Consider the following 13,306-nt stretch of genomic DNA (forward strand, 5'->3'; position numbering starts at 1 on the left):
GGCTAGACGAACTGCTCGCGGATCAGGCGTTCTTCCAAACCATGTCCGGGATCGAACAGAATGCGGTGTGCAATCTCTTTATCCGATTTGATTTCCACCGAAACCACGTCGCGAACGGACCGCCCGTCCGCATCGGCCATCACCGGTCGTTTTTCATGCTCCATCACATCGAACCGCACCACGGCGTTCTTTGGCAGCAAGGCACCACGCCATCTGCGCGGGCGAAACGCGGCCATCGCCGTCAGGGCCAGCACATCCGATCCGATGGGCAGGATCGGTCCGTGCGCGGAATAGTTATACGCCGTTGATCCTGCGGCCGTACAAAGCAGTGCGCCGTCGCACACCAGTTCCGGCAGTCGCACCCGGCCATCGACACTGATCTGCAACTTCGCCGCCTGTGGGCCAGCACGCAGCAGGCTGACTTCGTTGATCGCAAGTGCTTTGTGCACGCTGCCATCCGCCCCTTCCGCCCGCATGGCAAGTGGGTTGATCACCTCTTCTTCGGCGGCGATCAGGCGTTCGACAAGATCGTCAGTGGAATACTCGTTCATCAGAAACCCGACCGTGCCGCAGTTCATGCCATAGACCGGGGCTGTCAGCGCTTGTGTCTCGTGCAGGGTTTGCAACATGAAGCCATCGCCCCCCAAGGCAACGATGACGTCTGCGTCTTTCACGTCCTTGTTGCCATAGCGGGCCACCAGTTCCTCTTTCGCGGTCTTTGCAATTTGCGCATTGCTTGCGACGAAAGCGATGTTTTGGCTCATATTTGGGTTTCCCATGCGTGTCCCGTGGTTTCCGAAAGAAACACATGTTTCCGCAAAGTGCCAGAAATTGCCGCGTCTTTCCGCAGCCATGTCGCTTTCCGGTCTTTGCGATCTGGATTGTTTCCGATAGGAAATCCGGACATCAGGCTTCCAATCCAAGGAATACGCGCATGACTGCCACCCGTGACCAAGGTTTCTTCACCGAATCCCTCGCCTCTCGCGACCCAGAGCTTTATCGGTCGATCACCGACGAACTTGGCCGCCAACGCGACGAGATCGAGTTGATAGCATCGGAAAACATCGTGTCCGCCGCCGTGATGGAGGCGCAAGGCTCAGTGCTGACCAACAAATACGCCGAAGGTTATCCGGGGCGGCGCTACTATGGAGGCTGCCAATATGTCGACATGGCCGAAAATCTGGCCATCGACCGCGCCAAGAAGCTGTTTGACTGCGAGTTTGCCAATGTGCAGCCAAATTCGGGCAGCCAAGCCAACCAAGGCGCCTTCATGGCGATGATCCAGCCGGGCGACACGATCCTTGGCATGAACCTTGCTTCCGGCGGGCACCTGACGCACGGTGCGGCCCCAAACCAGTCGGGCAAATGGTTCAACGCGGTTCAATATGGTGTGCGCAAGCAGGACAACCTGATCGACTATGACGAAGTGCAGGCGCTGGCCACCGAACATAAGCCGAAGCTGATTATCGCCGGTGGCTCGGCCATCCCGCGGCAGATCGATTTTGCCAGGTTCCGTGAAATCGCCGACAGCGTAGGTGCCTTTTTGCTGGTGGACATGGCCCACTTTGCGGGTCTTGTCGCGGCTGGCGAGCACCCCTCGCCCTTCCCCTATGCCGATGTGGCGACCACCACGACCCACAAAACATTGCGTGGCCCGCGTGGCGGCATGATCCTGACCAACCGCGAGGATCTGGCCAAGAAGATCAACTCTGCCATTTTCCCGGGCATTCAGGGCGGCCCCCTGATGCACGTGATCGCCGCGAAGGCCGTTGCGTTTGGCGAAGCCCTTCGCCCCGAGTTCAAGGAATACCAAAAGCAAGTGCGTGCCAATGCCGTGGCGCTGGCAGATCAGTTGATGAAGGGCGGCCTGGACATCGTGACCGGCGGCACCGACACCCACGTCATGCTGGTGGATCTGCGACCCAAAGGTGTGACGGGAAATATCGTCGATAAGGCGCTTGGCCGCGCGCATATCACCTGCAACAAGAACGGCATTCCTTTTGACCCGGAAAAACCCACCGTGACCTCGGGCATTCGTCTTGGCACACCCGCTGGTACCACCCGCGGGTTTGGCGAGGCCGAGTTCCGCGAGATCGCTGACCTGATCGTCGAAGTGGTCGACGGGCTGGCCGCAAACGGGGCGGACGGAAATGCAGATGTCGAAGCAGCGGTGAAGGCGAAAGTCGCCGCATTATGTGCTCGTTTCCCGCTGTATCCGAACCTTTAAGGGGCAGCTGACAGCCAGCGAGACTTACATATTTTCGACTACAATTGCACGGAAAGCTCCGGTTTTCAGATCGGGGCTTTCATTTTTGCAATATTGCGCGACATTCCCGTGGCAACGATCAAACCAATCCGCGCCAGATAAGTATCCCGGCGACCAAAGCGATCACGATCAGAAGATTCATCAGAACGCTGGCCGAGACATTCACGGCGATGCCCCGCCGCCGATCCCAGACGTCAAGGTTCAGCAGGTAGTGCTCGATCGCATCGGCCGCTTTCTCAAGTCGTTTTGAATCCACTTGTCGCCCCAGACGTGGATGATCTGACAGCTTCAACGCTTCGATCAATATGGCACCGTCGCGGCGCAAATGACGAGGCAACAACCGCCCGGCGCGGCGCAACTTGGTTTCAAACCCCGAACCGCGAATGTCCAACCGCTGTTCAAGCAGTTGGGCCAGCCGATCTGTTCTTGCGCGTATATCCACGTGGGCTTCCGCCTTGCTCGATCCGTCTTCGCCGCCATCTTATCGGTATCGCCTGTGTTTGCGAAAGGGTCCAGCCGAATAAAAGGGGGGTTCAAGCGCGACCGCCGCCACGCTATCAAACCTCATGCTTGAGATGCAGACATACGGCACCGATACGGTGCACCCGCCCGTCCTGATCGCACACGGCCTTTTTGGCTCTGCACGCAACTGGGGCGTTATCGCCAAACGGATGTCGGCCACTCGCCGTGTGGTGTGTGTGGACATGCGAAATCACGGGCAAAGCCCCTGGACCCAGAGCCACAGTTATCCTGACCTGGCCACTGATCTGGCCGAGGTTGTGAGCGCGCTAGGCGGCACGGTGGATATCATCGGACATTCGATGGGTGGCAAGGCCGCGATGGTGTTCGCGTTGTCTCGCCCCGGAATGGTGCGCCGACTTCTGGTCGCGGATATCGCCCCGGTCGGCTATTCCCACAGCCAACAATCCATGATCACCGCAATGCGCAGCATCGACCTGTCACAGATCGAAACCCGAGGGGATGCCGACAGACAATTGGCGCGGGCTGTCGATGAGGCTTCGGTGCGTGCATTCCTGTTGCAGTCGCTGGATGTCAAGGCGCGGGAATGGCGTCTGAATCTTGATGTGCTGGAACGCGACATGGATTTGATCGTTGGCTTCCCAGACGTCAGCGGGCAGTTCACTGGTGCCACATTGTTTCTGTCCGGGGGCCTGTCTGACTATGTTCTGCCTGACCACCGCCCCATCATCAAAAAGTTATTCCCAACAGCAAGGCACGCCAAGATCCCACAGACCGGGCACTGGCTGCACGCCGAAAAACCGCGAGAATTTGAAGCTTCGGCTCTAAGCTTTCTCGGGGCGTGACCGCAAGGTTAACTCCCTGATATTGCCAGCGTTTGAAAGTGTGGCAGGGCTGTAAATCGGGCAAGTTATCTCGGTGCAGGCCATTTTCACTGTAAATCAAATGACTTATCTTTACCCCTTGCGAAATTGGAGTAAAGATCCCGCGAACCACCGGAGAAGACAACAACATAGCCCGCCGAAGCGGGTTCACTAAAATGACGATTTCTGGAAGGGTCAGGCGGAATTCTTCATCGCGACCACGAAATTCACCTCGACATGGATAGGCGAAAACCCCGCGTATCTACTTCTGTTCGAACGACTGCCTGAAGGACGCGAAGCCATAACCAAAAAGCGCGAGAGCCTATAGCTCGCCAAGCAGCGGGTATCACCGAGGTTTCATTGAATGTAGGTGCCCGACGCCTTACCCGTTGCGGGGTCGATCATCCCCCTCAATGCTGTAGGTGTCCGCATCTTGAATTGGTAAGCTGGACCGCTGCTAAGCTGTTGAATGATGTGCTTCATTCCGGTTTTTCTCCGAATGGGCCTCGAATTGTAGGTAACAGCTACCCTTTTATTCCGTGTTTCCACCAAAATTTTTAGGCATAGTATCAATATCTTAGATGTAATGGCGGTGGAAGCGGAACTGGTAGCCAACCTTCTCTGACCTGTGCCCGGCGAAGAAAAGTGGAGAAGCCTCACCTATGCCTCTGACTTGTATATCATTTCTTCCCACACCCGATTCCATTGCGAAAAAGCGAACTTCATGCACCGGTGTCCGTACATCGTGATTCGATGAGCGATTGAAGTATGAATAGCGATCTGGTCAGGCGGCAACCGGGCGCGGGCTAGATCCAAGCCAGTCCAGCACGGCCACGGAAGAATCCGCCAACTCCGCGGCCAACCCTGCCGAAAAGCTCTCGAATGCGGGCCGGTTCATATCATTGACGCCGACTATCACGGGCACATCCCGCTCCAATGCGGACACGATGACCGGGTGGAAGCCGCGTCCAGTGGCCTCCTGCTTGCCGAAACGATTAAGGATCAGAAGATCCGGCGCAATGCAGCTGTCTGCCAGGTCCCTGCCAACGGCCATCGCCGCGGTCTCGATAGCGGATCCATCCAAACGGCATCCGGTAGAGCCCCCACCCAGTTTCTGGCTGATGTTAAGGCGCGCTCCGGTCGCGAGATTGATCAGGTCCATGTCGCAGGCGTGGCGATCAGCGGCGACGCAAGGTTCAGGCAAGACACCGATAAGCCGACGCCCCTGTCCACCAAGAGTAGCGGCAATTGCGCGCAAGGTGTTGTCGGCGCCACCACGCGATTGAACCCGGATGAAAGCGATGTTCAATTTCGTTTCCCAATTGAGCTCCCTGTCGCCAGCTGTTTGCGGGCGGCAGGGAGATGATTTAACCGATGATCGGTCGAGGCTTTAGCGACATCTCGAGGAAATTGTCCTTATACGCACTCTCGCCAACCTTGCGCAGAACACCACGGCCAAGCTTGTAGCGGTAGTTGCCGGTCACCGGGTCAGGCACCGCGTGACACACCGAGTTCGCCATGGAGCCGGGGTAGTTGAAAGCCGCCTTGGCAACGCCGGGGCGCATCTCGTCCGAGACAATAGCGACGGCGACGAACTGACCCGTAGTGGTCTTGATGTGACCGTTTTCCATAAGCTTGGCGAAGCTCAAATCGTCCGCTTTTACACCGACAGGTTCACCCGATTGCACATACACCGTGTCGTTGAACCCCTCGACCAAATCTCCCGACTCGATACCTTGAGGGGCCGCGTCATCCGGGTGGATAACGATATGTGGCCAGGGCCAGCGCTTGGCCAGATAGGGCTTGCGAAGATCATCGAAGCCCGACTGCCAGACCTCGTTGACGCGGCCGTTGGTGATCCAGATCTCACCTTTTTCGGCACGGGGTTTGATGGCCTCATAGAAGTCCGACCAGCTGTCATTCACCCATGGCGTCTTGAGGATGTTGGCCTTGCCGGTGTGGGTCGAGAAGGCATAGAGCCATTTCTGGTCCTTGGTATCCCCTTCGATTTCACCCCAGTCGTTCTCTGGATCATGCAGGCGGCCAGTTCCGACCATCTCTCCGTTGACATAACGAACTGGCGTCTGGATTCCCGTAGTCCCGAGTTCACGCAGTTTTTCGTGACCTCGTTTGCCTTCCTTCTTGGCTTCCTTGACCAGCACATTGTAGCTCAGAACGCCCGTCCGGGAGAAACGCGCCGCTTCCTCAAAGACATCGTTGCTGTCTTTCCAGTCAAAGCCTTCAAACCCCATTTTCTGGGCAAACTGAGCCATCGCCCACCAGTCTGGTTTGGCCTCGCCCGGTGCGTCGTTGAATTTGGCATAAAGCCGCAAACGCCGTTCGGCGTTGCACCGGGAGAAGTCTTCCTCTCCCCAGCCGGCAGCCGGCAGGACGATGTCGGCGTATTGCGTATTCAGCGGCTCGACCGGATAGATATTGCTGTCGACCAGCATCATGCCTCCGCTGTCGATCCGCGCCTTGAACACTTCGACCAGGTGATCGCGATCAACCGAACGCGGTTGATTGGCGTTGCGCAGCGTGAGGTCAGCGACACGGCTGGCAAGCTCCTGACTGGCGAGCATCGCCGGAAACCATGTGATGCCCATCGTCCACATGAAACGCACCTTGCCGTCCATTACCCAACGGTCCACATTCAGCGGCTTCTTGCGGCGTCCGGGATGTTTTTCCGGGCTGAGGAAGCCCTTGCCGGGGCCTGCGCCCATGCCACCGCGCTGGTGGCCGCCGCCACGGCTGATCACTTGGCCCGGGCGATTGCCCGCGCCTGAGATCAGGCCAAGGGTCGAAAGCGACGCGGTGTTCATGTAGTTGTTGGACCAGTAGTTGCCCTTTTCCAGCATGAACGATGTCTTCGGTCGCGATCCATCCTCGTTCGGCTTTGCGATCATTTCCGCGCAGCGCATGATATCCTCGGCCGGAAGGCCGGTGATGCGTGCGGCTTCTTCGAGTTGTGCCGCAGGTTCGTTCGCAATGAACTTCTGGAAGTCTTCCCAGTCCGATTGCCAACGGCCCCAAGTCGTGCGCCACTGCCAACCCGTGTTCCGGGTGCCGCGACCGTAGCCGGATTCAAGCTCCCAACGGTTGTTCACCCAGGTGTCGATGAACTCCTGGTCCTGCCAGCCATTGTCGATGATGATCTTGGCCAGTGCCAGATGCAGTGCCGTGTCAGTGCCGGGAATGATCGGCAGCCACAAACCACCGTTCTTGATCCCGTATTCGACCCCCATCGTGCGGTGCGGTGTGACAAATATCATCTTCTTGTTGGGGTTGTCTCCGTTCATCATCCATTCGGTGAACAGAACTGTTTTCGTCTCATAGGGGTCGACACCGGAGAGGAAAGCAACGTCGCATTTGCCCCAGTCCTCATAAGTCGCAGCAAACGAGTTGATCCCGGCATCATCCAGCCCCGTGGCATCCGGCCCGCGCATCGGTTTGTCGTGCCAGGCATGTACCGGCGTTCCGATGGCGCGATCCACCAGCTTGCGGATCGTGTAAGTGTTTTCAAAGTATTCGTACGAAAACGTCTTCATGCCCCAGGCATGTTCACCATATTTTGACAAAACGTATTTCGACACGTCCGCCATGACATCGGTCACGAGGTCCCAACTGACAGGCGTAAGCACGCCGCCGATACGTACCATAGGGTATTTCAGGCGATCTTTCGTGGGCGTCTCGGGATTATAGAGCTTTTGTGCCAGCGTCCCTCCGCGGACGCTGTAGTTTCCACCCGGATTGACCACCTCGGCATCTGCGTCGGCGATGACGACGAAATTATGAGGTTTGCCTTCATGCATGCCGACATTGTGTTGGCTGCGCGCAATCCACGGGGCACCAAAGGTTGGGAAATCAACGCCAAAAGCATTCTGATCAGCTTGCGTGCCGCCTTCCTTGCCGACCGGCCAGCGGTAGACCTTGTAGGAACAGGCAACGATGCAATAGCTGCAGGCGGTGGTCAGGACTTCCGCATCAGGTGGCGGAAGGGGTACGGACTCGCGGTTGCGAAGAGTTGTATCAGCCATTTTCTTGATCCTTTCTCACGCGCCGGACGGGTTCTGGCTGTAGCCGTAGAACAGACCCATGACCCCGGTTGCGATAATGTCGTCGCCATCAATCTCGAGCACGATCTGTGGCAGGCTTTCGACGGCATGACCGGACACGAGCATCCCGTGTTTGGTCAGGTCGAAAGTAGACAGATGGATCGGGCACGGGCCCAGCACCGAATGCGGACGCTTGAAGTCATCGGCTCCCATATAGCCGCCCTGATGCGGGCAGATCGTGTTGAAAGCCACGATGTTTCGTGCCTCTCCCACACCGCCGCCTGCTTCTTCGTCGAGCATGACCAGAACGTTTTCCACGTTGTCATTCGGGTAGTTGAAGGTTGTCGCGATACCTTGCTTAAGCTCGGAGACCTTACCCACCACTGTACGGACATAGGAGGAGGACACCAACTCCTGCGCCTGTGCGCCGCCCATCCCGAAAGTGGCCAGAACCGTCACCGAGGTCCCGCCAAGGATCAGAAAGTCGCGGCGGTTAAAACTTGAGCAGGCGGTTCCACCTGCTTTTGATCTTGTTGTTTGGGTCATTGCTGGAACTCCGACCATGTTGCGGTTTCGGGGAGCTCCGGCTCATCGAGCAGAAGCGGTTCGTCCATGGAGAGGGCCTCGAGGAAAGCGACCAGATCGGCCTGTTGCGCCTCATTCAGGCCCAGCGGCTGCAATCCTGCTGTTTGGCCTTCACCGCCTCCGCCATTATAGAAGGCAACCACATCGGCAAGATCAGACAACGCTCCGTTGTGCATATACGGCTCTGTCCAGCGCAATTCACGCAAGGAAGGTGTGCGGAACTTACCCTTGTCCTTTGGCTGCTTGGTAACGTGATAAAGACCGAGGTCATTATCCCCGTTTCGATAAACGTCCTCGGGCACACCTTTTTGGTACAGTTCCCAACGCAAGGTGATCTGGTACAGCGGATCTTCCGAGAATTCCGCCGCCGGAGGCACACCGATGTTGTAGAATCTCTGATCCGAGACCAACGCACCATTGTGGCAGGAAATGCAGCCCGCCTCGCCGTTGAAAATTTCCATACCACGCACCGCGGACTCCGTCATTGCACTTTCTTCACCAGCGAGATACCGGTCGAAAGGGACTTTGGAAGCGTCGGTGACAATGGTGCGCTCATAGGCGGCAATAGCGTCCCAGGCGTGGGCGACCTGAGGCCACTCGGTGCCGAAGACCTTCTTGAAGTCGCGGACGTAATCAGGGACGAAACGCAACCGCATTTCCATCATCGAGCCGTCGCCATTGCCGGCAACGGCCCCGCCCGCAGCACCCTTGGCCTGCGATTCAAGCGAGGTTACGCTGCCTTCCCAGAAGCCCTTGTTGTAGTAGGCCGAATTAAGGATCGTCTGACTGTTGCGCCAGTGTTGCGTACCGGGATAGCCAAAGCTGATGGGGCTGCCCGTTCCCCAGCCGGCATCAGGCAGGTGACAAGCCGAGCAGGGCATTGATCCATTTCCGGAAAGACGGCCGTCCCAGAAAAGCTGTTCACCAAGGGCGATCTTTTCCGGCGTCATGCGGTTGTCGTCTGGGATTGGCGGAGGTGACAAGGTTGCCAAAGGCGGCACGTCGTCCTGCGCCAATGCAAAGGTTGCGAATGCCAGAGCCGAAGCGCCTGTCAGGATTGCAGAAAGTGTTTTCATTGGACCGTCTCCTCAGTTCTGGCCGAGTTCGCGAAGCGCGTAGTCAGGCAATTCAGGCTCGGTCACGTTAGGCGCATCACCAGTCAGGTTGTTCAGGAAAGCGACCAGATCCGCCTCTTCCGATGGCGTCAGGCCAAGCGGTTCGGACTGAACGCTTCCCGCATTGTAAAACCGCACCACTTCGGCCAGCGTGTCAAAGACACCGGAATGCATGTAGGGGGCTGTCTGACCGATGTCCCAAAGCGAGGGCGTGACGAACTTGCCAATGTCGGCCTCGTCCTTGGTGACCACATACTGGCCGACGTCTTCACGCAGGTTCATGTAATTAGGGGTTCCCAAGGTCGCATAAAACCGTAGCATCGTGATCTGCCGATTGGCCGTGTCTTCCGCTGTTTCGGGATCAAGACCTAGAAGGTCCGGATGGTCAGGCACACCGGTCGCGTGCAAGTCACCGTCAGAAAGCATCGCGCCTGAATGGCAGGAAGCGCAGCCTGCTTTTCCTTCAAACAGGGCCAGACCACGTTTGGCGCTGTCAGACAGTGCATCCTCTTGACCGCGCATATAGGCGTCAAAGGGTGCGTTCTCGGTCCGGATCGTCTTCAGGAATTCGCCGATCGCACCATACATGCGTCCGCCATAAGGCTCGGCCCCATAGGCGGCCTGGAACATCTCCATGTATTCTGGCACTTGCTTGAGCCGTTCTTGCGCCAGTCGGCTGTCCATATTCATCGTGTGCGATTCGGTCAGCATGTCGCGGACAACCGTCCCGAGATCTGAACCGTCGAGCCGCCCGTCCCACATGAAATAATTGCGGTTGGCAACATTAAAGAGGCCGGGCGCGTTGCGGAAGTAAAGTAAATCACCATAGCCATCCGAAAGCGCCTCGCCGTCCCCCCAGCCATTTTCAGGGCTGTGACAGGACGCACAGGACAATGCGGTATCTCCCGACATACGGGTATCGAAGAACAGCATGCGCCCCAGGTCGGCGCGCGTCTGGTTGATTTCTTTCGGCTCTGGCAATGGCCCAAGCGCATCCGCGTTCTGGGCCGATACCATGGTCGCGGCAACGCTTAACGCCAGTGCGGGAATGCCTGCAAGAAACGCTGTCGCCCGCCTTGCCTTGGTCGATCGGGTCATGTGATCCTCCATTTTTCGAAATTTGGGGCGAAACGGGTCATTTCTTTGTCCCATCTGCGTTGTAAGTGGCAAGAAAGGCGATCACGTTGACCACCTCCTCGTCTTTTCATAGGCTTGCAAAAGACATCTTGTTGCCCGGCACGGTGGCCGTCGGGTCGGTCAGATACGCGGCAAGTGTGACGTCATCCCAGACAATTCCGCTATTGCTCATTGCATCGGAATATTTGAACCTCTCAACGGCACCTGCCGATTGTCCAACAATCCCGTTGAGGACGGGACCAACGCGGTTCTTTGCTTTTTCGCCAACTTGACGGCAAGTCTTGCACTTGCCAAAGACCTTTTCGCCAGCATCCGCATCCTGCGCTGACAAAAATGTCGGCGTAAATGCAGTTGCCGCCAACGCAATGACGAGATGAAGAATAAGTCGTGATTTCACCGAAGTCCCTTTCGTCAATATTTGCGGCATGCGAGCCCCCTGGATTCAACGTGCTTTCTTGCGTTCTGTCCCAACGATAGCACCGACCATCTGCGTTGATGTGACAGACAGCGTTACCAAATGTTGTGAAATGTGACGATATGTGACGGCGCTATTCAGGTCGCATCGAGGTGCTTGCGCAAGAGTTTTGCCAGTGATTTCGGGTCGATCGGTTTCGCAATAATCGCTGGCGTCGGCCCTGTGATCGGGTCAAGTCGTGGCGCAAAACCGGTCAGGAAAACAACCGGCAGAGTTGGACGCGCCAATCTCAGTCGCAAGGCAAGCTCAACGCCGTTCAGGTCAGGCATCACCACATCGGTGATAACCACGTCAAAGCGGTCCGGGGCAGTTTCGAAGCTACGCAGCGCCGAAGTCGCCGAGGTGAAGGCCTCGATCCGATAGCCATACCGCATCAGACTGCGGCGCAATGTGGCGGCAACCTCGGGTTCGTCATCCACGATCAGTAGCCGCTCAGTTCCATAAGGTGGTGTGTCGGTTTCACCGCTGGCTTCTTCATCGGATGCGTTGCTGCCCGGTAAAAGGACAGTGAAACAGGTGCCCTGCCCCGCAATGCTCTCGACTTCGATGCTTCCGCCCATGTCGGTGACCAACCCATGTACGACGGCAAGCCCAAGTCCGGTGCCCTTGCCAAGGGGTTTGGTGGTGAAGAAGGCGTCGAAAACCCGCCGACGCACATCTTCCGTCATTCCCGGCCCATTGTCCTCGACCTGCAAGCGGACCCAATATGGCACCTCTTTTGTTGCGGTGCGCGAGGCGTCGATATCTTCCTTTACAGTGATTTTCACGGCCCCCGGTTTGCCGCCAATCGCTTCGGCCGCATTGCCGCACAAGTTCATGATGATCTGATGCAATTGGGTCGGATCGGCGGCAACCCATGCCGGGACGCTTTTGGCATCGAACATGAACTTCGTTGTTGGTGCCGTCGCCGCACGGATCAACCGGAGCGCCTGTTGCACCGCCTCGGACAGGTTCGTCGGAACAGGATTGCCGGACTTGCGACGCGCAAATCCCAGCAACTGTTGCACCAGAACCTGAGCGCGGCGGGCGCCGATCTCGATCTGTTCGATTTCGTGCGCGATATCACTGTCCGGGACGGCATCCAGTGCTGCAAGATGGGTCGATCCCAGTATGGACGTCAGGACACTGTTGAAATCATGGGCGATCCCGCCAGCCAGCAACCCAACAGCTTCGATCTTCTGCGCACGGGCCATTTGTTCCCGGGTCTTGAGCCGTTCAGTGATATCCTCGCCAATGCCAAGATAGCTGTGTGCTGATCCATCAGCCCCTCGCAGCGGCAGGATAGTGGTTTCGACCCAATAACTGCCTCCATCTTTCTTGCGATTGTGCAGCACGCCCCGCCATGTTTTTCCCTCGGCCAGCAAAGCTTGCATCTGTCTGTATTCGCTGTCTTCCGTATCACCCGACTGAAGAAATTTTGGAGTCTGCCCCATGACCTCGTCGCGGGACCAACCAGACAGGTCTTCGAAATGACGGTTCACGTATTCAACATGTCCTTCCGTATCGGTAATCATGATTGTCGCCGGGCTTTGCTCCACCACCTGTGCAAGCCGCTGTGCGCGTTTCTCAAGCCGGTTTCGGATTTCCAGTTCGCCGGACAATTGTGTCATCGAGACCTGCATCTGCGATAAAAGAGTCCAGAAAACAAACGCCAGCGTCAGCGACGCGACCACAAGAAGCGCCATTGACATGAAACCAATCCGGATCAGGTCCTGACCACGATCCACAGAAGTGATCAGCCGTTCAGTTTGCCGCTTTCTGTTGGTTTGCCAAATCGTTTCCAGTGTCTCGAAGGCTGCCAATGCCGAAGTGTCATCGACCCGTACCAGCGCATCGGTCTGCTCTGCGGTCCAGCCGTCGACCGCCGCCTGCTGGGCGACAAGTAGTTTCTGACGATAGGCATCAATAGTCATGGCGATCGTGATCAGCGACTCGCGCTCTGCATCCGAAATGGGTAACGAAAGATAGTCGCCCATCGCGGCATCAAATTGCGACAACTGGTCCAGCAATTGCTGAAAATAAGCTTCATCTTTTCGCAACACGTAATTCTTGAAGGAATGGATAATGCCACCATACCCTAGATGCCCGCGAATCGCGCTGATTAAGGCACCCTTTCGGTCAGCCTCACTGGCGAACTCCGACCAGCCATCGGCGATATCAAGAAACTGCTTTCGTGTTTGTGACCCCAGAAAAAGGCCAGTGGTGACGATGCCCAGCAGCAATACACCTGCTGCCAAGGCAGTCCAGCGCGCTTTGGTACGGGGCGTCAGTCGGGAGTCTCCTAGCATGTCTCAATCTTGTCATGGCAGGTGAACACGGGCAATAATGAA

The 13,306-nt window shown here is 57.1% G+C and carries 11 protein-coding genes; 2 read left to right on the forward strand and 9 right to left on the reverse strand.

The genetic code is table 11. The annotated features are described in order from the left end of the window. Positions 1-2: 2 nt before the first annotated feature. Positions 3-854, reverse strand: a complete 852-nt coding sequence (locus BMY55_RS12160) for an NAD kinase (protein WP_407639035.1) — start codon at positions 852-854, stop codon at positions 3-5. Between the two features lie 80 nt (positions 855-934). On the opposite strand from BMY55_RS12160, the gene glyA reads away from it, so the two are divergent. Beyond that, positions 935-2,227, forward strand: a complete 1,293-nt coding sequence (gene glyA, locus BMY55_RS12165) for a serine hydroxymethyltransferase (protein WP_091430968.1) — start codon at positions 935-937, stop codon at positions 2,225-2,227. A gap of 118 nt (positions 2,228-2,345) precedes the next feature. Here the strand turns inward: glyA and BMY55_RS12170 are convergent, their stop codons facing one another. Continuing rightward, positions 2,346-2,708 (reverse strand): hypothetical protein, encoded by a 363-nt coding sequence (locus tag BMY55_RS12170; RefSeq protein WP_091430970.1) that lies wholly within the window; start codon positions 2,706-2,708, stop codon positions 2,346-2,348. A gap of 124 nt (positions 2,709-2,832) precedes the next feature. Between BMY55_RS12170 and BMY55_RS12175 the strand changes: the two genes are divergently transcribed. Next, entirely contained in the window at positions 2,833-3,591 is a 759-nt protein-coding gene (locus BMY55_RS12175; protein ID WP_091430972.1) for an alpha/beta fold hydrolase, read from the forward strand. An 802-nt stretch (positions 3,592-4,393) separates the two neighbouring features. Here the strand turns inward: BMY55_RS12175 and BMY55_RS12180 are convergent. The 7 genes from BMY55_RS12180 to BMY55_RS12210 form a co-directional block, all read right to left on the reverse strand. Then, complete coding sequence (locus BMY55_RS12180) at positions 4,394-4,918, reverse strand: DUF2478 domain-containing protein (RefSeq protein WP_091430974.1); 525 nt, start codon at positions 4,916-4,918, stop codon at positions 4,394-4,396. 58 nt (positions 4,919-4,976) lie between these two features. Beyond that, positions 4,977-7,646: an arsenate reductase (azurin) large subunit gene (locus tag BMY55_RS12185; RefSeq protein WP_091430976.1), complete on the reverse strand. Its 2,670-nt coding sequence runs from the start codon at positions 7,644-7,646 to the stop codon at positions 4,977-4,979. A 15-nt stretch (positions 7,647-7,661) separates the two neighbouring features. Continuing rightward, a complete protein-coding gene (locus BMY55_RS12190) occupies positions 7,662-8,210 on the reverse strand; it encodes a Rieske 2Fe-2S domain-containing protein (protein ID WP_177179340.1) in 549 nt (182 codons plus the stop codon). After that, positions 8,207-9,265, reverse strand: coding sequence for a cytochrome-c peroxidase (locus tag BMY55_RS12195; protein ID WP_245744731.1), 1,059 nt, complete (start codon positions 9,263-9,265; stop codon positions 8,207-8,209). Before BMY55_RS12195 ends, BMY55_RS12190 begins: the two co-directional genes overlap by 4 nt. 72 nt (positions 9,266-9,337) lie before the next feature. Beyond that, complete coding sequence (locus tag BMY55_RS12200) at positions 9,338-10,462, reverse strand: cytochrome-c peroxidase (protein ID WP_177179341.1); 1,125 nt, start codon at positions 10,460-10,462, stop codon at positions 9,338-9,340. Between the two features lie 106 nt (positions 10,463-10,568). After that, positions 10,569-10,928: a c-type cytochrome gene (locus tag BMY55_RS12205; RefSeq protein WP_245744732.1), complete on the reverse strand. Its 360-nt coding sequence runs from the start codon at positions 10,926-10,928 to the stop codon at positions 10,569-10,571. Between the two features lie 125 nt (positions 10,929-11,053). Further along, positions 11,054-13,264, reverse strand: coding sequence for a hybrid sensor histidine kinase/response regulator (locus tag BMY55_RS12210; protein WP_091430982.1), 2,211 nt, complete (start codon positions 13,262-13,264; stop codon positions 11,054-11,056). Positions 13,265-13,306: the final 42 nt, after the last annotated feature.

Origin of the sequence: Aliiroseovarius sediminilitoris (assembly GCF_900109955.1) — a bacterium.
Lineage (GTDB): Bacteria > Pseudomonadota > Alphaproteobacteria > Rhodobacterales > Rhodobacteraceae > Aliiroseovarius > Aliiroseovarius sediminilitoris.